Annotated in this window: 15 protein-coding genes; 12 read left to right on the forward strand and 3 right to left on the reverse strand. The window is 58.1% G+C overall.

What is annotated here, in order from left to right; all coding sequences use genetic code 11:
* Positions 1-2: 2 nt before the first annotated feature.
* The 12 genes from NG895_RS10100 (at position 3) to NG895_RS10155 (ending at position 20,446) form a co-directional block, all read left to right on the forward strand.
* Entirely contained in the window at positions 3-1,577 is a 1,575-nt protein-coding gene (locus NG895_RS10100; RefSeq protein WP_252852363.1) for a BNR-4 repeat-containing protein, read from the forward strand.
* A gap of 446 nt (positions 1,578-2,023) precedes the next feature.
* Positions 2,024-2,974, forward strand: a complete 951-nt coding sequence (locus NG895_RS10105; protein ID WP_252852364.1) for a D-2-hydroxyacid dehydrogenase — start codon at positions 2,024-2,026, stop codon at positions 2,972-2,974.
* A 128-nt stretch (positions 2,975-3,102) separates the two neighbouring features.
* Positions 3,103-4,830, forward strand: coding sequence for an IlvD/Edd family dehydratase (locus NG895_RS10110; RefSeq protein ID WP_252852365.1), 1,728 nt, complete (start codon positions 3,103-3,105; stop codon positions 4,828-4,830).
* Between the two features lie 436 nt (positions 4,831-5,266).
* Positions 5,267-6,619: a family 10 glycosylhydrolase gene (locus NG895_RS10115; RefSeq protein ID WP_252852366.1), complete on the forward strand. Its 1,353-nt coding sequence runs from the start codon at positions 5,267-5,269 to the stop codon at positions 6,617-6,619.
* Positions 6,620-6,752: 133 nt separating this feature from the next.
* Positions 6,753-7,916: a sialidase family protein gene (locus NG895_RS10120; RefSeq protein ID WP_252852367.1), complete on the forward strand. Its 1,164-nt coding sequence runs from the start codon at positions 6,753-6,755 to the stop codon at positions 7,914-7,916.
* 107 nt (positions 7,917-8,023) lie between these two features.
* Positions 8,024-9,496 carry a sulfatase gene (locus tag NG895_RS10125; RefSeq protein ID WP_252852368.1) on the forward strand — a complete coding sequence of 491 codons (1,473 nt, stop codon included), beginning with the start codon at positions 8,024-8,026 and terminating at the stop codon, positions 9,494-9,496.
* Between the two features lie 408 nt (positions 9,497-9,904).
* Positions 9,905-10,993 carry a GntR family transcriptional regulator gene (locus NG895_RS10130; RefSeq protein WP_252852369.1) on the forward strand — a complete coding sequence of 363 codons (1,089 nt, stop codon included), beginning with the start codon at positions 9,905-9,907 and terminating at the stop codon, positions 10,991-10,993.
* A gap of 51 nt (positions 10,994-11,044) precedes the next feature.
* Positions 11,045-12,580 carry a LamG domain-containing protein gene (locus tag NG895_RS10135; RefSeq protein WP_252852370.1) on the forward strand — a complete coding sequence of 512 codons (1,536 nt, stop codon included), beginning with the start codon at positions 11,045-11,047 and terminating at the stop codon, positions 12,578-12,580.
* A 118-nt stretch (positions 12,581-12,698) separates the two neighbouring features.
* Positions 12,699-14,198, forward strand: a complete 1,500-nt coding sequence (locus NG895_RS10140) for an exo-alpha-sialidase (RefSeq protein WP_252852371.1) — start codon at positions 12,699-12,701, stop codon at positions 14,196-14,198.
* Positions 14,199-14,281: 83 nt separating this feature from the next.
* Positions 14,282-18,748 carry a LamG-like jellyroll fold domain-containing protein gene (locus tag NG895_RS10145; RefSeq protein WP_252852372.1) on the forward strand — a complete coding sequence of 1,489 codons (4,467 nt, stop codon included), beginning with the start codon at positions 14,282-14,284 and terminating at the stop codon, positions 18,746-18,748.
* 36 nt (positions 18,749-18,784) lie between these two features.
* Entirely contained in the window at positions 18,785-19,837 is a 1,053-nt protein-coding gene (locus NG895_RS10150; RefSeq protein ID WP_252852373.1) for a DUF1559 family PulG-like putative transporter, read from the forward strand.
* 165 nt (positions 19,838-20,002) lie between these two features.
* Positions 20,003-20,446, forward strand: a complete 444-nt coding sequence (locus NG895_RS10155) for a hypothetical protein (protein ID WP_252852374.1) — start codon at positions 20,003-20,005, stop codon at positions 20,444-20,446.
* A 73-nt stretch (positions 20,447-20,519) separates the two neighbouring features.
* Here NG895_RS10155 and NG895_RS10160 read toward each other — a convergent pair whose 3' ends face one another.
* The 3 genes from NG895_RS10160 to NG895_RS10170 all read right to left on the reverse strand — a co-directional run bounded on the left by NG895_RS10160 (position 20,520) and on the right by NG895_RS10170 (position 23,904).
* Positions 20,520-21,482 carry a dihydrodipicolinate synthase family protein gene (locus tag NG895_RS10160; RefSeq protein ID WP_252852375.1) on the reverse strand — a complete coding sequence of 321 codons (963 nt, stop codon included), beginning with the start codon at positions 21,480-21,482 and terminating at the stop codon, positions 20,520-20,522.
* The gene (locus NG895_RS10165) at positions 21,479-22,681 is read right to left on the reverse strand and encodes a mandelate racemase/muconate lactonizing enzyme family protein (protein ID WP_252852376.1); all 1,203 of its coding nucleotides are present in this window, start codon (positions 22,679-22,681) and stop codon (positions 21,479-21,481) included. Before NG895_RS10165 ends, NG895_RS10160 begins: the two co-directional genes overlap by 4 nt.
* A gap of 155 nt (positions 22,682-22,836) precedes the next feature.
* Positions 22,837-23,904 carry a GntR family transcriptional regulator gene (locus tag NG895_RS10170; RefSeq protein WP_252852377.1) on the reverse strand — a complete coding sequence of 356 codons (1,068 nt, stop codon included), beginning with the start codon at positions 23,902-23,904 and terminating at the stop codon, positions 22,837-22,839.
* Positions 23,905-24,127: the final 223 nt, after the last annotated feature.

Raw genomic sequence — 24,127 nt, forward strand, 5'->3', positions numbered from 1 at the left:
TGATGGCTATCAACAAGACTTACGATTACATGCGCGCAGCTCGAGGCCTTCGCCTCACGGGTGCCCGTCGGTGGCATTCGCTATTGGCGCTCGGTTTGCTAGTGGGCTTCACCGGCGGCACCGTGCGAGCCGAACCAGCTACGGCCACCTCGGCCAGCAACAAGGCCGCCGGCGCTACGAAGGCCGACAAGCAGCACGGAGAGGAACCGCAATATCCCGAGTTCGTCGATGGTGTGCTGCCCACGACCGACGGCTTCCGCGGAATCTGGTACGCCAATCAGAAATCGAACGACGAGTACGTGTATAAGTACTCTGGCGGCAAAGCCACCTATCCGCACCAGCATCACCCGATCGCCATCTATCGTCCCGAAGTGGACAAGACGTTCTTCGTGTGGGGAGGTCGTTACAAGGATCAGAACACGCTGCTGCATATGATCAGCTACTTCGATCACAAGACCAAGATGGTGGCTCGACCGCGCGTGCTGCTCGACAAACGGACCTCGGACGCTCACGACAATCCGACCATCTGCATCGACAACGATGGGTACATTTTCATCTTTTCGTCCGCGCACGGCACCTCGCGGCCGTCGTACATTCATCGCTCTATGCGGCCGTACGACATCTCCGAGTTCGATCACGTACTGACGACCAACTTCTCCTACACGCAGCCGTGGTACCTTCCCGAGTACGGTTTCGTGTTCATGCACACCCGTTACCTCAAGGGGCAACGCGTCTTGCATGTAATGACCAGTCCCGATGGCGAGCAATGGAGCGAGCCGCTCAAGTTCGCCCATATCCAGCAAGGGCATTACCAGGTTACCCAGCCATTCGAAAACTCCATTGCCTCGGCGTTCAATCTCCACCCCGATGGCCAGGGGCTCAACTGGCGGACCAATCTCTACTACATCCAGAGCGACGACGGCGGCAAAACCTGGCACAACGTCCAGGGCGAGAAGCTCACGCTGCCGCTTACCGACCGGGACAATCCGGCGCTGGTGAAGGACTATCAGGCCGAGGGACGACTCTGCTACATGAAGTGCCTCCGCTTCACGCCCGAAGGGCACCCCGTGATTCTTCATCTCACTAGCGATGGCTACGAATCGGGACCCGAGAACGATCCGCGGACATTCACCACCGCCCGCTGGACCGGCAAGGAGTGGGATTTCCAGGAAGCCATGCCGGCCGACAACAACTATGACTTTGCATCTTTGGACATCCTGCCCAACGGCGACTGGCTGCTGCTGGGGGATACGCAACCAGGTCCGCAGGCGTACAACACCGGCGGGGAGATCGCATTGTGGAAGTCGACCGATCAAGGTCAGAACTGGAACATGGTTCGTCAGCTAACCAAGGATTCCAAATACAACCACCTCTACCCCCGCAAACCGGTGAACGCCGATGACGACTTCTTCGCCTTCTGGGCCGATGGCCATGCCCGCAAGCCCTCGGAAAGTCGGCTTTACTTCACCGATCGAGAGGGGTCGGCGGTGTGGATGCTTCCACCGGAGATTGAGGAAGGTGAAGGACCGGTAAAGCCCATCCGCATGCCCGCAGCAGGCACCGTCGAAGGAACGTAGTCAGTCGGGAACGGTAGAAATATTTCAGAGTACACCCGCGGAGCAAATTGCTGCGCGGGTGTACTACATTTAATGTCGGTAAAATTGCCTCCCTCAACCTGACAGCACACGAACGTAGGCCCGACTGCATGGGCCTCGTGCGAAGTGTGGACCTGCCAATCGTTCCAGAATTCTTCAATCTGGCAGGCGCAGAGCGCGGCGGTGCTTGGATCGCCTTATCTTGTTTTCCGACCCGCAAATTCCTGAAAACAGCCTGAGGGATCATTCCTCGTCATAGGCGGACTTTGCGAAGCCGCCACCGCCTTGTACGGTGAATGGCAAGCGGGGCCGCTGCAGCTTGCGTCCGTTCTGCGCCCGGCGGGGCATTGCCGTTTCGGTACATGCTGCCGGAGAATGGATGTTGCGCGGATCGGATGGCAGCAGAATCCAGAACCTGAAGGTAGGCGATGCACAAAGTAGTCGTGGCGGTAGACAGCTTTTCGGACCAGCACATCGAACTCATCCAGCAGGCAACACGCGGGTGGGCGTACTTCGCTCGTATCGAACAGGGGTTGTCGGAGCAGCACTATCGGCAAGCTTTGCAGGGAGCCACAGTCCTGATCGGCTGGCCCCAACCGCACTTGGTGGCCGATTCGTCGATTCAATTGCTGCAGCTCGCCAGTGTAGGGTACGAAGACTACCTAAACCTGGGGTTAGGTAGCAAAGCAGAGTTTCGTGCCTGCAATTTGGGCCGGGTGCTTTGTCTCCCCATCGCCGAGCACGTCATGGCGATGATCTATTGCCTGGCCCGGGGCTTGCAGCAACATGCTCGAGACATGCCAGAGCGGCGCTGGCAGCGGCTTCCGTGCTATCCAGAAGTAACGGACAGCACCATTTGCATCGTGGGGGTAGGGGGCATCGGCACGGAGGTCGCCCACCGGTGCAAAGGCGTCGGCATGCGGGTCCTTGGCGTCGGACGTCATCCGGAGCGGATGCCGGCCAACCTGCTCGACGGCGCCTATGCCTGGGACAACATGGCCGAGGCGTTTGCTCAGTCCGACCACGTGATGCTGAGCTTTCCGGCGACTAGCGACAATGCAAACATGTTCGACGCCGCGCTGTTCAATACGTTCAAGCGCGGAGCCATCCTGTACAACGTCGGTCGCGGCAGCGTTGTGAACGAAACAGACCTGGTGGAAGCCTTGCGGAGTGGACAGTTGGGCGGGGCAGGGCTCGACGTGTTCCAGCACGAACCCTTGCCGCCCGAGCATCCCCTGTGGGCGATGGACAATGTGCTGGTCACCCCGCATTCTGCAGGGCGATCGGTGCGAGAATTCGACCGCATTTGCGGCCTGTTTGTCGACAACCTGCAACGGTTTCGCGATGGGCGGCCATTGCTAAACCCCATCGAACTCTAGCAGAAGCCTGCGATGTCAACCGCGTTGGCGGGCAGCCAGGCCGTATTCACTCCACATATTCAGCTGGGCCACACTGTCGCGCGGCGGCGAACGTCCGGCGGCCGCGGTAACCTTCTGGGAGGTGCATGATGAAGTTTCGTAGCTCAGCGTGGTTTGGTGGTGATGGACAGGCGCCGTTTTCTCATCGTGCCTGGTTCAAGTCGCAGGGATTCGCCGAAGATACCTTCGACCATGATCGGCCGATTGTCGGAATCTGTAATTCGTGGAGCGAGCTGAACAACTGCAATTCCCACTTTCGCGAGTTGGCCGAAGCCGTTAAACGGGGCGTTTGGGAGGCGGGGGGCATCCCGGCGGAGTTTCCAACCATCTCGCTGGGTGAGCCATTTATCAAGCCGACCACAATGCTCTATCGCAATTTGATGTCGATGGACGTGGAGGAAATGATTGTTGCGCATCCAATCGACTCCGTCGTCTTGCTGTGCGGTTGCGACAAAACCACGCCGGCACAAGTGATGGGGGCCGTCAGCGCCGACCTGCCGGCCATCATGCTCACTGGTGGTCCCATGCTTCGCGGGCAGTGGCGAGGCAACCAGGTTGCGTCGGGTACCGATGTCTGGAAATACTGGGATCAATGCCGGTTAGGGCAGCTATCCAAAGCGGCTTTCTCCGAAATCGAAGGCTGCATGGCCCGTAGCAACGGGCACTGTATGACCATGGGCACGGCCAGCACGATGACCAGCCTGGTCGAGGCCATGGGGCTCACGCTGCCCCACTGCGCTGCGATCCCCGCGGTCGACTCTCGCCGCATGGCCATCGCCCAACAGACGGGCCGACGCGCCGTGGAGCTGGCCAAAGAAGGCCTGCGGCCCTCCCGCCTCCTGACCCAACAGGCGTTGGAGAATGCCATTACCGTCAACCATGCCATCGGTGGATCGACCAACGCGGTCATCCACTTGCTGGCCATCGCTGGTCGACTAGGGCTGCCGATCGGGCTCGATGACATCGATCGCCTATCGCGTACGACGCCGATGATTGCCAATATCATGCCCTCGGGAAAGTTTCTGATGGAGGACTTCTACTACGCCGGCGGAGTGCCAGCGGTGATGCATGAGATTCGCGACTTGCTGCATCTGGAGGCACGAACGGTCAATGGCAGGACCGTGGGGCAGAATCTCGAAGAAATCGAAACGTACAACCGCGACGTCATTCGCCCCACTGACAATCCAGTGTGCCCCGAGGGAGGCACCATCGTCCTCCGCGGCAACCTCTGTCCCAACGGTGCGATTCTGAAACAGTCGGCGGCGAGCCAGAAGCTGCTCTGCCATCGAGGGCCGGCCATTGTGTTCGACAGCCGTGAAGATATGCTCGACCGCATTCACCAACCGGACTTCGAAGTGCAGGCCGATAGCGTGCTGGTGCTTCGCAACGTCGGGCCAGTTGGCGGACCTGGCATGCCAGAATGGGGGCACATGCCGATACCGCAAAAGCTGTTGGAGCAGGGTGTTCATGACATTGTAAGGATCAGCGATGCGCGCATGAGCGGCACTTCCTTTGGAACCAACGTCCTGCATCTATCGCCCGAAGCGGCCGTAGGGGGCCCGCTCGGCTTGGTGCAACCGGGCGACATCATTCACCTCGACGCCGCGCACCGGCGGCTCACGCTCGAAGTGTCGGACGAGGAGTTGACCCGGCGCCGCGAGGCTTGGGTGGCCCCCTCGATCGACGCCCCGCGGGGCTATTTGCGGCTCTACTTGCAGCATGTCCTACAGGCCGATAAAGGGTGCGACTTCGATTTTCTCCGCGGCTCGAGCCCTGAGCGCTGCGACCTATCGGCCAAATACGCCACCATGAGCTAGGTTGCTAACTCTAATTGCCACAACAGGTTAGGCGCACCCATCGTCCCGCCGGCAATGGCACGTTGGGCGCAGGGGATCGGTCTCGCATCGACATCCGTAGGGCAGCGATTCTCGCCGGCTGGAATAATGCCGAAAATTGAGAAGTATTACATTGCTGATGGGAGTTTATTTATCTATGCTGACGTGAAGTGCGTTTGCGTGTTGCTTGCAACACCACAGCCAGCTTGTATCAACGGGCGAATTTCCAACCGACACGCCGGAGAATGGCCGCCGGGCGGTGAGGCTTTCCGGGGACCTGCGGTCCAGAAAGACCAAACCACGCGGCCCAGCACTCAGCATCCCCCTGGCCTCGTGCCAGCGGAGGCGTCACGCGGTCGCGGCAATTCGCCGCAGGGATTTCATCCAGCGGGTGAGATGAGACCGGGAGGTTGCGGGTATGGAACACCAACGAGTGACTTTCGCGCCCGTGCTCACGCATCTCGTCTCAAAACTGTTGGTTTGTGTGGGGCTACTCTGCTCCGTGGGGAATGACGCCTGGTCGCAGGACCTGGTAAACAAGTCCCCCCAACTTACCCTCGCGCAGTTGCGCGAGGCGCGCGACATTGCCAAGCATCGCAAACGTCGAATCATTCTCAACAACGACGGCAACGACAAAGTCAAAGCTCCCTTTACGGTCGAGAGATTCCTCGCTTCGAGGACATCCGACTTAGCCGATTCGCAGGTGGATACGATCTTCTACTGCAGCGGCGTTCCGATGCTGTACACCCATCGCAGTAAGATTGCCGAGCAATCGGGCGTGGGCATTCATCAAGATGTTCCGGGAAAGCAGTGGGTTGCCGCGTTCAATGAGATGGACACCGACTCGCTGGAGATGATCGTCAACTGGTGTCGGCAAAACGATCGAGAGGTGTTCTGGTCGATGCGAATGAACGATCGGCACGATTCGAGTAAGAACTGGCCCTGGCTGATCACCGACTGGAAACGTAATCACCCGCAGCTGTTGATGGGCTCGCAGAAAGATGGCCTGCCCGCGAGTTTCCAGCGGGGCAAAGGCAGTTGGTCGGCGATGCGATACGACAAGCCGGAAGTGCGACAGGTAGTGTTCGACTTGATTGAAGAAGTCTGTACGAACTACGACGTGGATGGCATCGAATTGGACTTCTGGCGACACCCGCTGTACTTCGTCGAGCCGCTGCAGGGCAAGCCCGTACCACAGGCGAAGATGGACGAGATGACTCAGCTGTGGCGGAAGGTACGACAAATGACGGAGCGGGTGGGGAGGCAACGCGGCCGCCCCTTGTTGATCGCAATCCGCATTCCCGATTCGATGGGCTACTGTCGGGCAATGGGACTGGACGTGGAGCGTTGGCTGGAAGAAGACCTGGTCGACATTGTCACCGGGGCCGACTACTTCAAGCTGGAGCCCTGGGAGAACCTGGCCGCCACCGGCGAGCGATACAACGTGCCTGTTTACGCATGCTTCGAAATGCGCCGGGTGCAGGGCAAAGCGAATACGAAGCAGACCGACGCCAAGTTGTGGCGCGGCGAGGCGTACAATGCCTGGCAGGCGGGCGTGGATGGCATCTATCTGATGAACCGTTTCAATCCTCGTGATCCCTTGATGCGAGAATTGGGTGACCCTCAGCTCTTGGAAACACTGCCGCGCGTCGATCAGACATCGTACTACCGACCCAAAAACAGCTTTAAACCACAGGACTTTGTCCCCAATGGTTTGCAGTACCTGAAACAACCAACAGAAGCTGACGGTACCAACACCGAAAGCCCTTAAAGCGTTGCAGCGATCGCGGCTAACGTGTGTGCGTCCCAGAAGCCGCCGGGGCCTTCGCAACGACCAATCCAACATGCCTCGATATGGGCTGTCATTTCTAAGTACCAACCATCTGTCCGACAGGATTTCCGTGATGAATCGAATTTCCCGAACCCTTGGCTTGTGTGTGCTGCTGACGATCGGTGTGTCTAGAGGCGTGTGCCAGGCGGAGGCGAAGCCGCCGCAACCGGTGGAGACCGATCTATTTGTCAGTGGGCAGGAGGGGTACCGTTCGTACCGCATTCCCTCGCTCTTGACGACCAAAGACGGCACCTTGCTGGCAATCTGTGAAGGACGCAAGAACAGCGGTTCGGATACGGGCGACATCGATCTGATGGTTCGCCGGTCGACGGACCAAGGAAAGACCTGGTCGCAGCAAGCCGTGATCTGGGACGACGAGAACAACACCTGTGGCAACCCCTGTCCTGTAGTTGATCGTGATACGGGAACCATCTGGCTGCTGATGACCTGGAACTCCGGCAAGCAGAGCGAGAGAGGTATCGAGCCGGGGTATGGGACCGACTCGCGGCGTGTGTTTGTCACCTCGTCGCAGGACGACGGCGTGACGTGGGACGCACCTCGTGAGATCACGACCGACGTAAAGGAGGAAGAGTGGACCTGGTACGCGACCGGTCCTGGCTCGGGTATTCAGATCGAACATGGTCCGCACAAGGGTCGCATGGTGATTGCCTGCGACCACAAGCTGCCCACCGACGAGTCGGAGGAGTTTCGCTCGCATGTTATCTACTCCGACGATCACGGCGCGACTTGGCAGTTGGGCGGGGCGGCCCCGGAACCCGGTGTCAACGAATGCGAGGTGGTCGAACTCACGGAAGATCGACTGATGTTAAACATGCGCAACTACGATCGTTCGATCAAAGCCCGGCAGATTGCTTTCAGCGACGATGGCGGCGACACCTGGTACGGCCAGCGCCACGACAAGTCGCTGGTGGAACCTCGCTGCCAGGCCAGCATCCGCCGCTATTGTTGGCCGGAGGGCGGCCAGCCGGGCGTTATTTTGTTTGCCAATCCAGCTCACCCGACGAAACGCGAGAACATGACGTTGCGAGCCAGCTTTGACGACGGCGAAACCTGGCCCGTCGCCCAAGAGCTCTACGGTGGCTCGAGCGCCTACAGCAGTTTGGCCGTGCTAGACGACGGGCGAATTGGGTGCCTGTACGAAGCCGACGGCTACGGTCGCATTTGCCTGGCCATATGCGACCCTGAGCGGCTGTTGGGCGACAAAGACAACCGCTAGAAGCCACATCGTACCAGGGCGCCACCCCGCCGAGTCGCATAGCCCCCAATTTACGGGCGACTAAGAACCACTTTCAGCGAACAGTCTTTTGTGAGGAGTTTGACAACGTGCCCGTGCTTTATCGACTTGGCGAACTGATCCGTCGAACAAAGAGCGGCGTGTGTTCGACGGTCGCTCTCTGGACGCTTGTCTGCGGTATCAGCGCCTTGTTGACTTCGCCTTGCGTGGCCCAGTCGTCGCGTGCTCGGCCCGATGTCCTAATGATCGTTGTCGACGATCTCAACGATTGGAACGCGTTGCTCGATGCCGAGTCGCCAATCGAGCTTCCGAATCTTCGCCGACTGGCCGAGCGAGGGACGCTGTTCACCCATGCTTACTGTGCGTCGCCGGCGTGCAATCCCTCACGGGTGTCGGCATTGACCGGTTTGCGGCCCTCGTCCACAGGCGTGTATGGCAACAAGACCGATTGGCGACGAGCCGTGGGCGATCGCAAAACGATTATGCAACGCTTTATGGATGCCGGTTATCATGTCGAGGGTGCCGGCAAGATCTTTCATCACCACCTCGACGGGGCATTCCACGACACGGCCTCTTTCGATGCCTTTCAACCGATGAGGCCGCAACTCTATCCTCCGGAGAAACTGAATCACGCGCCGGAGTATGGATCGAAGAATACCGACTGGGGAGTCTGGCCACCAAAAGTCGAAGATTCCATCGACCATCAGACAGTTAGCTACTGTGTGGATGTGCTGAAGCATCCACCGGGGGACCAACCGCTTTTCCTGGCCTGCGGTATCTACAAGCCACACTCTCCGTTTTTTGCTCCTGAGCAATACCACGGTCAGGACGCGGACGTCACGATGCCCCTGCTGGGAGACGACGACGTCAGCGATCTACCCAAAGGTGCTCAGAAGCTGATGAAATCGAAACGGTGGTTCTGGCAGGGAATGTCGGAGCTCGACCATCGATTGCCCGGGTCGTACCGCAGCTTCGTCGAGAGCTACGCGGCTTGCGCCCGCTTTGCCGACGATCAGATTGGACGAGTTCTGGATGCCTTGGATCAAAGCCCGCGACGCGACAACACCGTGATCGTCCTGTGGTCGGACCATGGTTTTCACCTTGGGGAGAAAGAGCATATCGAAAAATTTGCCCTTTGGGAGAAGTCGACACACATCCCCTTCATCGTGGTTCAACCAGGAGTCACCAGGCCCGGTTCGGTATGCGCGACGCCCATCGATCTGATGTGCCTGTATCCCACGTTGCTCGAGCAGTGTGGTCTGCCGGAGGACGAACAAGCCGATGGCCAGAGTATTTCCAGATTGTTGAAAGACCCGGAGAGTTCGGCGGGCGAGCGGGTCGCACTGATGACCTATTTGCCAGGCAACCACGCTGTTCGTAGTTCGCGGTGGCGATACATTCGCTATGCGGACGGAACCGAAGAGCTGTACGATCACCATGCCGATCCCCACGAATGGAATAACCTTGCCGGCGATCCGCAGTGGCAGGGTGTCATGGACGAGCATCGGAGGTGGTTGCCAGCGGAAAACGTGGCACAAGGACCCGACCTCCACCGTAAATAGCCCTTGGTTACTACGTGGCGAAACATCGTGGTGTGTTGCTCGGACCATGCATAGCCAGTTGATTTACTGAGGAGGCTAAATGGCCGTTGTGGAAGGCACCTAAGGTGAATTTACCAACGGCGAAAAAGGAACTTGGGGCGGGGGAAGTAGGAGTACCTCACATCACCATTTCCATCCCCGAAAACCTTTAAGTTTGTTCCCCCTGCACGGGGGGAACTAACGAGGCCGGTCCACTGCGCCTGGCGCAGGATGGTCCAAATTCATCCCGAAATAGCAAGATTTACGCCTCTGAACTAATTTCTGAAATGCTCGAAATTATTGCTTGACCCGGGATATTTATTTGGTAGTATGCGATTGTCGAGGCGGTCGACATGACTTTTCAATCACTTCTTATCTTAGGTAAGAACAATGCCTGAGAAGGCTGGATCTGTCACTCCGCAAATTGCGGACTTGGCCAATCAACTGATCGAGGACATCACGTCGCGAGACTTAGCGCCGGGTGATCGGTACCTGTCTACGGCCGAAGCTTCGAAGTACTTGGGGGTCAGTACTGCCGCGGCGAATCGCGCACTGCAGTTGCTCGAACGACGTCGGATCATTTCACGTCAGCAGCGACGCGGGGCGTTCATCTTGGGTCTTCCCGACGACAACCAGGCGCGGCCGCTACATCGGGTGCACTTCTTAGTCCATCCGCTGTATATGCGGACCGAGGGAATGGGCAACGACCAGATCCTGCTGGGCATGCAGAGCGAACTGCCCGGCGTGCACGTACAAATCAGCTTTCTCCCACAAGGGGACGAGACCGGCCTGGTGCAGCAACTGATAGCTCAAGCCCTGGCCGCCGATTCTACGGATGGCTTTGTCCTGGTGCGGGCCAGTTGCGAAACTCAAAGATTGGTCGCGGGTTCAGGTTTGCCGGCAGTCGTGTTCGGGGCCATCTATCCCGGCATCGATGGTTTGGCGAGTCTTGATCGCGACCAGCATGCCGTAGGTGGAGTGTTGGCAAAATGGATGCTCAAGCGAGGGCACCAACGATTTGCCTACTTGAATCGTCAGCTGGTGCTACCGGGCGACAATATCACCATGGAGGCAATTGCGGGTGTGCTGGCCGAAAGTGGCAAAGCAGTAGATTCGCTCTTGATCCGAGGATTGCCTTCGGATTCGCAATCTTGTGTCGCCGATTTGCATTCGTTGTTGAAGCGGCCCAATGCACCTACTGCTTTGATTTGTCGTTCGCTTCGCATTGCCGAAAACGTCGAGGCGGCCCTCGGACGAGTTGGTGGAGACACCAGTAAGTACGATATCGCCGTATGCGACTTCTTCTCGGGCGGCAACAGCGCTTGCCGTTTTGCATATCCTCAGCCCGTTGAGAATGACGAGCAACAAGGGCAACACCTCGCGCGGCTGCTGTCGGCGCAGGTCGAAGGTTGGAGCAGCAATGCCCGCAATGTCATTGTTCCGGTGCAGTTAAAACAGCCAATAAAGAATAGCAAATGAGCGCGTAAGTACTTTGTTGTGTATGTGGGTCTTTTGGCGGAGAGCTTCATGATGTCCAGAATTGCGGTTGTGTTGTACGGTGCGTTGATTTTCCTGGCTGGCAATCCAGCATCGGCTGTCTTGGTGGCCCATTGGCCACTCGATGATGCCGTCGGCAGTGGAAGTGTAGCCGAAAATGTAAACGCTTATGATGGAACGCCGGATTCTGGTGTCACACAGGGAGTGGTCGACGGTTCCCTCGGTACCACGGTGGTGGAGTTGGACGGCGGCGCCGCCGCCAGCATCGATCTTTCGGACCATGTTGGCGTATTCAGCAGCATGACCTCCGGTACGGTGACGGGGTGGTTTCTGAACAATGTGGCTTCGGCCGACGCCTTGTTCACGCTTTCCGACAACACGGTAGGTTCCACCGAAGCCCGCGTCATGTCGGAAGGAAACCGTATCTTTTACGCCATCCGCGACGAAGGTGGCAACCCTGTCGGTGAAGGCCAAAAAATCCTCAGCCAGGAAGGAATCGCCGATGCCAATTGGCACCACTTTGCCGTGACAATCGATGGCGACAATGAAGTCTCGAAACTGTACGTCGACGGACTTCTGGTAGGACAAAACTATGCGCCGATGTGGGGGAATATTACCAATGCCGCCACGGCGCTCAATAACATGGCCATTGGGTCGAATAGCGACAGTGGTGGCGTTCAGTGGGGGCTCGATGGTCGCATGTCGAACTTCGCTATCTATGACAATGTGTTGTCCTACGGCCAGGTCCGCGACGTGATGCAGAATGGCGTCTCGGAGTCGCCTGATGATTTGGGCCCCGTCATTCGTCCCAACGGAACCATCGCCCAATACAAATTCAATGATCAGGCCCCCGGAAGTCCCGCCAACGCGAATGACACCATCATCGACGAGACGGGCAACCACGATGGCACCGTCATGTCGCCGCTGAGCTACGTCGCGGGACTCGATGGCTCCGCACTGCACTTCGCAGACGACGACTACGCCGATCATCGCATCGAGATTGCCAAGGACGAAGATCTGTACGTCCTTCCCGGAGAGGGATTTACGGTCGAGGCCATCTTCCGCACGGACGCCCCTGGCATACTTACGCTGGTATCCATGAACGGGAACGCTGGGGAGACCTGGATGCGTTTGCAGGACGGCGAAGTACGCTGGTTCCTAAACGACAGCGGTGGAGTCGGCAGCGTCGACGTGCAGTCCGATGATGCGGAAGGCGAAGTTGCTAACACTGGCGAGTGGACACACGTGGCGGGCGTATACGAGCCGGCAGCGGAGGAAATTCGGTTGTATATCAATGGCGTACTCGTGGATATGGACACAGCTCCTGCCCAGTTCGCCGCTCCGCTCAATGGTGATACCAACCCGTTGGTGATCGGCGACTTTGCTGACAGCAATACGCGAAGGTTCATTGGCGACATTGATGAAGTTCGTATTACCCGCGGAGCTCTCATGCCAGGTGAGTTTCTGCGAGTGGTGCCAGAACCCTCTTCCGCACTGTTGGCAGTCTTCGCTTTGGCGGCTGCCGGTGTGGTGACAAAGCGAGGGAGGAAGTCAGAAGTAGAGTATTAGGCATCGAGGGCAGCACTCGTCAGGTTGGCCCTGCTCGCGAGCAGGGCTGACCCGGCGGGGTTCATTCGGACAGTGAACAACGGATCAGAGAATAACATAGTGGCGGAGTCAGGCTGGAATGCGATTTGTCAATACACAACTCTTGAGTCTGCTGGCGGTGGCCGCAGCGCTGTTGGTAGGCGCTACTAACATTCGCGCGGAAATTGTCAAACGTCTCGTCTTCGAGAGTGGCCAGGAAGGCTACAACATTTACCGCATACCCACGATTGTGAAAGCGGCCAATGGAGATCTGTTAGCCTTCGCCGAGGCCCGCTCGGGTGGCGATGCCAGCGAGATCGACATCGTGATGAAGCGGTCGTCCGACAATGGCGATAGCTGGGGGCAGCTGCAAGTGGTGATCGAAAACGATCGCTACCGTGGTTGGGATGGCCTACCCACGACGGACGTGACTGCGGGAAACCAGTCGCCTGTGGTCGATCATCTCGATCCGCTCCATCCAGGGCGTATCTGGATGCCATTCACCTTGGAAAACGACCGGGTGTTTGTAACTTACAGCGACGACCATGGAGCGACATGGCGATTGGACAACGCTGGTCGGGCGCGCGAGATAACCCCCGACGTGAAACTCGATTCGTGGGGGTGGTACGCGACCGGACCGGTTCACGGCATCCAGCTAACACGCGGCGAGAGCCGGGGGCGGCTGATTGTCCCCTCCGATCATCGCGCCGGGGGCTGGGGCGCACACGTCGTCTACAGCGACGACCACGGAGCCACGTGGGAGTTGGGAGCCATCGATACCCGCGATTCGACCGACTCGGTTCGACCGAACGAGAACACGGCTGTCGAACTGGTCGATGGCCGGGTGTACTTTAACGCTCGCGATCAAAACGGCTCGGCACCAGGCAACCGCGCTGTCGCGTACAGCAGCGATGGTGGTGCGAGCTACGACGAGCCCTTTACCCCCGCTCCAGAGTTTGTCACGCCCGTAGTCCAAAACTCAGTCATGCGGTTGCGTGCGACCGACATGGGCGATTCCGAAAATGTGTTGCTGTATTCAGGACCTGGACAGGCCGGTAGTCGCAACGACATGACCATCCGTGTCAGCTTCGACGAGAGTGCCACCTGGGTGAAGCACACGCTCATCCATGCTGGGCCATCGGCTTACTCGGATCTGGTAGCCATCGACAGCGATCACTTTGGCGTCCTTTGGGAAGCGGGCGACTCGCTGTACGAACAGATTCTATTCGGCTATATGGCCTTCGACGATTTGGACCCGATCGGGTTCAACGGAATCGATGGCGATGTAAACCAAGACGGTGTGGTGAATATCGACGACTTGAATCACTTCATCAGTGTATGGTCGCCCGTCTCCGACAAAGAGTTTCTGGGCGGCGCGGACAACTACCTGAATGGCGATTTGAATTTTGACAATCGACAAGACGTTTCGGATGCCGCCTTGTTGCGACGACACTTGCTTCAAGCCGGTGTGTCGACCAGTGGACTGGAAGCGTTGATGCGACCGGTTCCCGAGCCATCCACATTGCTGCTGGGCGCCCTGAGTAGTTGCTACCTGCTCGGCAGTAAAGTTTCAACACGTGCTTCATTGAGTGATCCCTAGAGTTTGATTTTTTCGTGCTGTGCAATCCACGGCACTCGGTCAGCTTGTTACTTGCTAGTCTTCGTTTTATTGAGGATCCATCCATGTCTGCCCTCTCTCGTCGACCGGAATCCCTTCGCCCGCTGCTGATGAGCGTCGCGTACGGGGTGTTCGCCCTGTGCTGTGCCCCGATGGCATCGGCCGTATTGCTGTTGCATTTTGATCCCAACGACACGCGTACCACCTTTCAGAATGGCTACGAGGACAATCGATACGGCACGGCGCCGGCGGTCAATCCAGGCGATCCGGTCGGTTGGATTATGGATACGAGAGTGCCCAGCAGCCCCACGCCTGATCCCGACAATGGGCCTGACACTTACATCGATGGGCAGCAAGGCGTGGCGCGGCCTGTGCTTGCCAGTCATCCTACGGCTGGTAACGTGATCGAGTTTCTGGAGGGTAATGGAAACTTGCTGACCTTCGACCCTGGTCCCAATGCCTTGGCTGACGGATGGGGCGAAAATATGGATACAAATACGGCTACGGTCTTGGTGGCGGCCAATACCGCCAACTTCGGCGCCGGCGCCGACTACCTTTTCGATTTCCGTGACGATGCCGCGATCGGTGGTGGGTCGAATGAGTCGGATGGACTTGCTCTGCGATACGACCACAGCACAGGCGTGCTTGAAGGCATGGTTAAGCAAGAGGTCGTGGCTTCTGTGCCAGTCGATACCGGCAAGTGGTTCACGGCATCGCTCGTATGGGATGGACCTAACACCACGGCCACTCTATCGGTTGAAACGTTGGCCGGCGTCACTTCCGATTCGGGCACGGCATCGGATGTCGCGCTCGATGTCGACCGTAGTCGTTGGGGAGCTGACAGCAACAACAGCAATGGCTACGTCGGGTTCATGGGCGATTACATGGTCTACAACGATGTGGACGACCACTCCGCTGATTTTACCGCTTTGGGTGCACAGTATCTTATTACCGTTCCAGAGCTCATCGTAAACCGAAACACGGGTGAGATCTCCATCAGTGTTCCCGGCGGTGGCAGTGCTGTGACCAATGTCGTCGGCTATTCAATTACGTCTGAAGCACAGACGCTCGATCCTACCTTTTGGACATCCATAGCCGACAACTACGACGCTGATCACCCGGGCGCGAACCAGGTCGATCCCGACAACAACTGGACCAAACTGTCCGACTCCGCTTTGCGAACTGACTTGACGGAGATGGAGTTTGAGCAGAACGGTGGTTCCTCCAATGGTGCGGACTTCTTGCCTGGCACCAGTACCAGCCTGGGTAATGCGTGGATTCAATACTTTGAAGAAGACATTGAGGCGAGCATCGTATTCGACAATGGTAGTGTGATGCCGCTGAATGTTGTATTTACCGGCAACGGCGGCGAGCCACTTACCTTTGGTGACCTCGACTTCGATGGCGACGTTGATCAGGACGACTTCACGAACGAGTTCTTGCCAAACTATGGCGCCGATACATCCGTGATGAGTTCGGACCCACAACGGTATGGTTTGGGGGATTTGAATGTGGACGGCACCGTCAATCTCCAAGACTTTATCCTTCTCAACAATGCTTACGCCGCGGCGAATCCCGGTGCGGGTGCTTTACAGTTTGCTGGTTCGCAAGTTCCCGAACCTTCAACTTGTGTCATGTTGACGCTGTTCGCGGGGGTCTTGTTGTTCGGTAAATCGAGGCTTCTTCAGGTCAAAACTCGGAACAGTTTTGCGATATCGGCTCTGTTGTTTGTGGTTTGCTTAGGTGTTGCAGCGAATTCTGCGCGTGCGGAACTCGTCGTGTACCTCGATCCCAACGTGTTGGAGAGCCAATTCTCCGATGGCAGTACCAGCGGCGGTACGGTACCAGCCCAAATTGGCGACACCGTAGGATTCATCAGCGACGTACGTGCTGAGAACTACGGTGCCGCTGGTGCGGGCGACGGGTTTGTGGATTTGGAAGGAAGCGCAAGCAATCTCGCCGTGCGTCCACCCATTGTCGCTCACCCCACTCTAGGCACCGTCTGGGCTCCTACGGCCAATGGATCGATGTTGGGGCGGACCGGCGCTTCGGCCAACACCGATGGTATCGGCACCAACTTCGATACAAACACCATCACGGCTATCGTCGCGGGGCAAATCAGCTCGGCCGGCAGCGGCACTGGTTACTTTTTCGACTTCCGCGACGACGCCCCCACCGGCGGTGGCAGCAACGCGGTCGATGGCTTCGCCCTGCGATACAACTATTCGAATGGCATGCTCGAGGGAATTGCCAAGCAATCGACCAACGCTGCGGTTCCTGTTGGACTGGACGAATGGTTTATTGCTTCGTACACGTGGAATGGTGCCGCTGCAACGGCCACTCTGAACGTGGAGACCGTGACGGGCGCAACACTCAGCAATACAGCCGCCGCCGAAACGGCAGCCTTGGCTCCCGACCGCTGGCGAGTGATTGCCGATTCTAGTGGCAGTGGAGGTCGGATCTATGGCCAGATGGGCGACCTTCTGCTCTACAACGACACCGACGATCACAGCGATGTGGCTGATGGTCTGGCGGACGATTATCTGAAGGCCCTCGAGATATCCATCAACCGTAACAACGGCACTGCCACGCTGACTAACGACACCGGTGTCGACTACGTTCTTGACGCGTACACCATCTCCAGCGAAATGGGCTCCATCAATTCCGGGTCTTACACTTCGCTCGATGGCCAGAATTATGACGGTGGTGCCTGGACTCAGTTGGATGCGGATCCAACGCTCGTCTCTGAGGGAGCGTTCTCGCTCACCGGTTCGACAATCCCCGACGGTGCCAGCATTCCCTTGGGAACTCTGTTCAACACTTCGGTGGGCGTGGAGGACCTGGAGCTATCGTTGCATCTTTACGGCGACTCCGAAGGCACCTTCCAGAAAGCCCGTGTCGTTTTCTTCGATGGACCCGGCGGACTAGCCGGCGATTTCAATGGCGATAACAAGGTAGACATCGCCGACTATACCGTGTGGCGCAACAACCTTGGCGCCGCGGACGAATCGGCAATCAATGGCGCCGGCGACGGCCTGAATGGCGTGGATGCTGGTGACTACCAGGTATGGAAGGAGCACTTCGGAGACTCGATCTCGCCGCTGGCGGCAGCCAATGGGGCGGCCGTTCCGGAACCGGCATCGATTGCCATCATCGCCATCTCCGCGATGGGCCTGCTCGTGGTGAAGTCGCCACGCTGGCGCAAGGGGTTAGGCAAAGGCGCCGCGTTGGTGGTCCTGTTCGTGCTGACCTGTAACGTCGCACACGCGACGAAGAACGATCGACAGTACCTCTTCGGCGATCCCGGATCGACGGACGTCTCGTTTGGGGCTTCCATCTCCGAAGGGGCCGCCATGGGATTCGTCTTTGGGGCGAATACCGTCACGGGAGACGACGCCTACGATGGAACCGGATCGGGGCAAGATCTCATCGTGAATGGAGCCACCTATACGAGCGTTTCGACTCGGCCCGGTGCCGGTGCGAATGATTTTGGTGCCAATTTCGATGGAGCCAGCTATCTTCACACCCCGACCAGCCTGAACCTTCCCAACAACTTCTGGAAAAATACGGATTTCTTCGATCCGCAATCGGGCCAGTTCTTTCCCTTGAACTACAGCGGCATCAACGCACACGGTATCCAACTATGGGCCCAGCCGGATCCAACCGCCTTGTCGGCCGGAGTCCGCCAGGATGTCGTGATTGATACCTCCGAACAGGGGATCTTCATTTCAAGTGAAGGGACTTGGGGACTGCAATTCGACGGTGGTGGAGCCTCTGATGTGGCCGTGGCAGACACCGTGGATGCTAACGGTTGGGTACATGTCATGCAGGTAGGGGGCGCCGTCGATTTCGAGGGTGGTCACTCGGCCCAGAAGGGAATCCTGTACGTCAACGGCATCGCCGTAAAATCGACAGATCAATACCAACTCCCCGAGATCAACAGCGATTCCTTGTCGGTCGGCAGCAATCTGGCTGGTGACGATGGCTTCTACACCGGCGTGTTGGACAATATCGAGATCTTCCTGTGGGGTGACAACAGCTACCACCTTGGTGAAGACGGCGTGGCCGGAGGCAGCAACGGCATGAGTGGCCTGAACGCCGACGGCCAGGACTGGGGTTCGTTCTCGTTGTTGGAAGATAACGATTACATTGCCAGCGCGATCACCAACCTGGGCATTGGCACCTTGAGCGACGGCGACGTCGACTTGGATGGCACCGTGGATGCCGACGATATCGCGGCGTTCCAGTCCTATTGGGGCAGCACCAATCTTGTTGACAACGAGCCTACGGGCGACTGGGGCACGCGGCAGCAGGGCGACCTCAACCTGGATGGCCTGACCGATGTGTATGACGCCATTATTCTCCGCGATGAGCTACTCCTGGCAGGGTTTGGCAACATAAGCCTGGATGCAATTGTTGGCGGAACAACCGTACCCGAACCGAGCAGCGTCTTGGTGTTGCTACTCGGAACAGTATTAGGACTAGTAACTCTTAATCGTTCAAACAGAGGTTCTCGTTCGCGCGATGCGTGAACCAGGCGATCTGCGCGACCTATGTGGAGAAAAGTTATGCGGAAGGTAGATGTAGGGAAGAGCGGTAACGGATTCACGCTGGTGGAACTGTTAGTGGTGATCGCGATTATCGGCATCCTGGTAGCACTGTTGTTACCGGCCGTGCAGTCGGCCCGCGAAGCGGCCAGGCGCACGGCGTGCCAAAACAATTTCAAGCAGATTGGTATCGCACTGCACAACTTCCATAGCACGCACAAAGCGTTTCCAGCAGGCACGAAGTTCACCGCCCAGAACGACGAAAACGCTTGCCCGGGCCTGGTGCCGGGTAATGCGGGCTTCGGCTGGGGGGCCTTTATCCTGCCCTTCCTGGAGCAACAAGCTATATACGACATGTTGGTGCTGGACGGGTCGGAGAACGTCTACAACGGGGCCAATTGGGTTGCTTCCGAGCAATTGGTGCCGGGCTTCGTTTGTCCGAGCGAGATGAACGAAGACAAGTGGGTCGACTGCTGCTCGGGTCGGGACCACTATGGTGCTCCAGGTTTCGATTGGCGACTCTCCAACATGGTAGCCATCGGCGACAGCGTGGAGGCACACTGTTGGCAGTACCAGCCTCACTACATCGGCCGTGGCGTGATGTTCAACTACAGCAAGGTCTCTGTCGGCAAGGTGACCGACGGCACGTCGCACACGGTTGCTGTCGGCGAGATCACGTCGGGGCGCGGCTTCGATGCCAACGGTGAGCCGGTGTGGGTTGGCGCCACTTGGGTGACTCGCGCCATCTCTGATGTGTACGAGGGCATTAATGGTCCCGGTACGCTTCCCGGTGGACGCGACGACGGTTTGGATCCTTTCGGTGGTGGTGGCGAGAACCGGCATGAGGAATTCTCACGCGAGAACGGTCTATCCAGCTATCACCCAGGCGGGGCCCACCTGCTGTTTACCGATGGCAGCACTCAGTTCATCAACGAGGACATCAATCAAGACGTCCTATTTGCTTGGGCCACCAGAGCCGATGGTGAAGTCATCAATGTCGAACAGGGAACTGCTACCGGTGTGAATCACTATCCGCCGAGAAAGCCTGGTGGCAACGGCGGCCCGATTCGCTAGGGTGGCTGGAATGTGAGTGTGGCGTGATTGAGTTGAAACAACCCAGTAGTCACGCCACCTCACACGGTATTTCCATACGGCTAGCGGTGCCCCCCAGCTTATTAGTAGTCAGGTTCTCTGACTCATCAGTACTGAAATTGACAGGTGTGTAAGTTGAACGGTGTAATGCGACGATACTCGACGCCAACGAAGTTTATGTGCCTCTTGGCCTGCCTGGCAGCCTTGCCGCTGGCTGGTTGCCGCGAGTCGACTGGACTGCAGAAGGTCATTGTCTCAGGGTCCGTCAAGTACGATGGCCAGCCGATTTCCAATGGCGAGATACGCTTCTTTCCCATCGAAGGCACGCAGGGCCCGGTGTCTGGTAGTCCGATTGTTAACGGAACGTACGAGGCCAAGTACCGCGATGGAGTGCCGGTCGGTAAGCATCGGGTCGAGATCATGGCCTACCGGTCCCAAAAAGGGTCGGTGCCAGAGGAGATCGCCCGCGAAGGTGGGCCCACGGAGCAGTACCTCCCGGCCAGGTTCAATACCGACAGCGAATTGACGCGTAGCGTCGAAGCGAGTACCAAGTCGCTGGACTTCGATCTGAGCTCGAAAAAGAAGAAGTAACGTATCGCTTCTGGCGGTGTGTTGCATACTGTATGGCGACCCTGGTTGGTGCCGCCCGCCTGATGCTGCCGCGTTAGAGTGAGGCCTGCTTCCAGGTTTCCTGCGCCAGCTCGTCTCGCCACCATTGCTGAAATTGATCGGTGAGAGTTCGTGTGTCCGACTCTGGCACAGGGTGGTAGGGCGATCGAGTGTAACCGTCGTCTTCCAAGAAGCCCGAAGCAGCCCCCCGGGCTTTGCCAACGATGCCGTGCAGGTAGCCACGCCGCACCAGGGGATCAATGCACTCCAGTTCCCAGCGATTCATCTTGGCTTGCATGGGCATCGCTTGCTCCCAAGATCCAATCTGGCAGAGGTCGACAAGACGCCGTTGCCATTCCGGCAGGGTGTTCACCCAGAAGCTGTAGGTTCCCCGCGCGCCGAGCAACATGGCGGGCACGGTGACAAAGTCGGTCACCATGTGAGCCAGGTGAGGAGTGGTGCCCAGCACGTCGCACAGCTCGACCACATTCTGGGTCGCCAGCTTCGTTCCCACGAACTGGTCGGGGAACTCGCTGGCCAGCCTCTTGTACTGGCTTCCGTTCATCACCACGTGCCCCCGAGGAGTGTTGTAGTGCACCCACCGGGCCGCCGGGGCCGCTTCGGCAAGATCGTTCCAGAAGTGCCAGATGTCGTCGGGCGCCAGGGGCATCCAGTACGGATAACACACATGCACGGTAGTGATGCCGTGATCCAGGCAGACTTTGATGCGATCGATGATTCCGCGAGTATTAGTCCAGGTGACCCCCATCTGAGCGCGGCAATCCAATGGTGTCATGAAGCGTGCGAACGCGGCCACGAACTTCTGGAATTCATCGAGCTCCAACGCATAAAACTCGCCATCGCTATCGGTACTGTAGATGCCGTCGCAGCCCACCTCAGCCAGCCGCTTCAGGTTGCGCTGCAACATCGGCTCGTTGAGTTGCTGGTCGGCTGTCCACGGCATCGGAATGGCCGCCCACAGGCCATAGATGTCCGCTGCTTCCTGGATGTCATTCATGGCTGCGGCTCGCGTTGACTCGTCTGGGGCTGATCGATCGCACCGAGGATCTTGTAATACGATCCCGGCCGATAGGGAAAACTCGATTCGAGGTCGTCAGGGGCGACGACTCCCAGTCCGGCGCCTTGGGGGGCGGCAATTCTTCCTTCATGCATCTTTAGCGGATGCTGCAGAACGACCTCTCGAAGCGGGTTAGGAACGGTGGGCAGTTCGACAATCGAACAGTTTCGCGATGCAAAAGCGGCGTGATAGTTGCCCATGATGCCCACGCCCGCGCACCAGGTGTGAACGGCCACTGGCAGGTGACGGGTGTCGCATAAGTCGGCAAGTCTGCGGAATACGGTCAGCCCGCCAATGAGTGACGCGTCCGGTTGGAACAGATCCAAGGCGTCCGCGTTTAGGTAACACTTCGCTTCGGTAAGGCTCGTGACCGTTTCGCCCCCGGCGACCGGAATGGAAATGTTCCTGCGTATCTGGGCGAAGCCTTCGTAGTTGGACACTTCCGCGGGTTCTTCGATCCACATCAGGTCGAACTGCTCGATTGCATGGGCGACGGAGATCGCTTGCTTCACCGTCCAGGGGCGCTGCGCCAGTCCCTGCGCCGCATCGACGGCCAGTCCAACGCCGCTCCCCAACGCTTCGCGGCAGATAGCGACCTTCTCGACGATCTGGTCCATGCTTGCGAGATTGTTGATGCGGATCTTCACTGCGCGAAAGCCGTCTTGCACATAACCGTGCATTTCTGCCCGCAGTTCCGCTTCGGGCTTGTTGTTGCCCCCGCTGGCGTAGGCCAGCAGGGAGTCGTGTTGGCAACCTCCCAGAAGGTCGCAAACCGGCACCCCGAGCGACTTGCCATACAGATCCCACAGAGCCATTTCGATTCCACCCAACACACTTTGCGAGATGCCCAGGCGGCCCCAGTAATAGCTGGCCAAACGCATGCGATCCCACAGGGCAGCAGGGCGGCGAGGGTCCTGGCCCTCGATCGCCTCACCCAGTTGCTGGGTTAGTGCGGCGACCGTTTCGGGAGCATAGACTCCGGAGTACACCTCCCCCAGGCCGAACGATCCATCGGACGCTTCCACCCGAATGAGTCCGGCAGGCCGATAGCCGGTCTGGAGATGGAAAACCCGCTCTGCGTCGTCGGGCGTAGCATAGGGTGCACTCAAGAGCACGCAGCGAACATCTGTGATTTTCAAGCGACCCACCTTCACCTTGACTAGTTCGACTAGTCGACATCACCAGAATCGGACTAAGACACGCTCCTCTATCTCTCGTTGCAGCGCATGGGGACGGGCGCCGGCATTCCAGTTCGCAGCGGTTGGCCTGGCTTCCATCATGGGCGTAGCGCCAACTACTTGGCCGTTGTATCCAGCTTGACTGGAATGATCTCATCGGGAACCACCTCGCCACGCGCCATCGCCGCCAGCATTCGCGCCATGTGCTTCCCCTGTTCTTCGGAGGAATAGAGGGGCCGCAAATACACATGCTGGGGCGCTTGGTTCGCTGGCAGGTAGCTATCGCACAAGACGGTATCTGTCTTTGGCAGCATCTTTCGCTTCGTGGCCACTTCCTTCACGGCATTTGCCATGCGAATGGTTCTGCACACGAAACCGGTGGGCGGATTCGTTTGATTCAGTAGTCGCTGAACCGCGGCCTCGCAGACAATTGTCGCAGGCGGCAGGAACCGTTCGTACAAGGCATCGGGATCAAGCTTCGATTCTGTCAAGCGGCGGCGAATCGCATCCAGGGTATCGTGATCCCCGGGAAGTGTTTCCTGCCTGGTGAGCAAGGCGATTTTCTTGTGACCCTGAGCAAGTAGGTAGTCGGTTGCGAGGTAGCCGATACTGGCCATATCGCGGTCCAGTCGAGTGAGTCGCGTAATCCCCGGGTAGATTCCACCGTAAACGAGCGCGGGAACTCCACTGTTGCTCACCAGTTGATGTACCTCGAAGGGAGCTCGCACCAGGATAAAGCCATCCCGCGCTTTGGCGGTCAGGGAGTGGTCGATCAGGTCGGCCACAAATCCGTCCGCGTTCTCCTGCGGGAGAAAACTGATTTGCACGTGCACGCCGGGCAGTTCTTCCTGCATGCCCAGCAGCACCATGTCGTTGCCGATTCCCTCGGACGCCAGGTAGTTTTGATGGACCAGAAAGTGCACTCGCCGTAGAGGCGGAAGGGAAAGCTCGCCCGGCAAATTGGCGATAAAGGCCCCGCTGCGTTGCTGGCGGGTGATGATCTGCCGGCGCTCGAGCAGTTGCAGGGCTCGATTGGCGAGCCCGTTGCTGACGCCCAGCAGTTTCGACGCATCGACCGTGGTGAGATATCGATCGCCTGGTTTGAGGTTGCGGTCTTCGATGTCAGCGGCCAACTTCTCCGCGAGCTCCACTAGACGGGGGGTATCAGTGCCAGAACGAGCCATAGTGAGTGTCTCCCACGCGAGATCTAATTGAGGTCCTTGTTGTCCTCGGGAGATTCTAGCCGATCAGCTTCTTCGCCTACCATGCAAATGTCCAGCGGTGAGCGCCGCGGATAAAATGCAAAAGATTGTGAAATATTACCAAACTCATTGTACTATTTTAAGTGGGGTGGCGACAAATCGGCTGGCGGGGGAGTGGCACTGCCTAATCACCGCCCATTTTCGA

The organism is Aeoliella straminimaris (genome assembly GCF_024054565.1).
GTDB classification, from domain to species: domain Bacteria; phylum Planctomycetota; class Planctomycetia; order Pirellulales; family Lacipirellulaceae; genus Aeoliella; species Aeoliella straminimaris.

Bases quoted from the DNA above. Each gene is read 5' to 3' on its own strand.
- NG895_RS10155 (WP_252852374.1), top strand. From the start codon at position 20,003: ATGCGACGATACTCGACGCCAACGAAGTTTATGTGCCTCTTGGCCTGC.
- NG895_RS10145 (WP_252852372.1), top strand. From the start codon at position 14,282: ATGTCTGCCCTCTCTCGTCGACCGGAATCCCTTCGCCCGCTGCTGATG.
- NG895_RS10100 (WP_252852363.1), top strand. From the start codon at position 3: ATGGCTATCAACAAGACTTACGATTACATGCGCGCAGCTCGAGGCCTT.
- NG895_RS10140 (WP_252852371.1), top strand. From the start codon at position 12,699: ATGCGATTTGTCAATACACAACTCTTGAGTCTGCTGGCGGTGGCCGCA.
- NG895_RS10150 (WP_252852373.1), top strand. From the start codon at position 18,785: ATGCGGAAGGTAGATGTAGGGAAGAGCGGTAACGGATTCACGCTGGTG.
- NG895_RS10135 (WP_252852370.1), top strand. From the start codon at position 11,045: ATGTCCAGAATTGCGGTTGTGTTGTACGGTGCGTTGATTTTCCTGGCT.
- NG895_RS10110 (WP_252852365.1), top strand. From the start codon at position 3,103: ATGAAGTTTCGTAGCTCAGCGTGGTTTGGTGGTGATGGACAGGCGCCG.
- NG895_RS10160 (WP_252852375.1), bottom strand. From the start codon at position 21,482: ATGAATGACATCCAGGAAGCAGCGGACATCTATGGCCTGTGGGCGGCC.
- NG895_RS10130 (WP_252852369.1), top strand. From the start codon at position 9,905: ATGCCTGAGAAGGCTGGATCTGTCACTCCGCAAATTGCGGACTTGGCC.
- NG895_RS10105 (WP_252852364.1), top strand. From the start codon at position 2,024: ATGCACAAAGTAGTCGTGGCGGTAGACAGCTTTTCGGACCAGCACATC.
- NG895_RS10115 (WP_252852366.1), top strand. From the start codon at position 5,267: ATGGAACACCAACGAGTGACTTTCGCGCCCGTGCTCACGCATCTCGTC.
- NG895_RS10120 (WP_252852367.1), top strand. From the start codon at position 6,753: ATGAATCGAATTTCCCGAACCCTTGGCTTGTGTGTGCTGCTGACGATC.
- NG895_RS10170 (WP_252852377.1), bottom strand. From the start codon at position 23,904: ATGGCTCGTTCTGGCACTGATACCCCCCGTCTAGTGGAGCTCGCGGAG.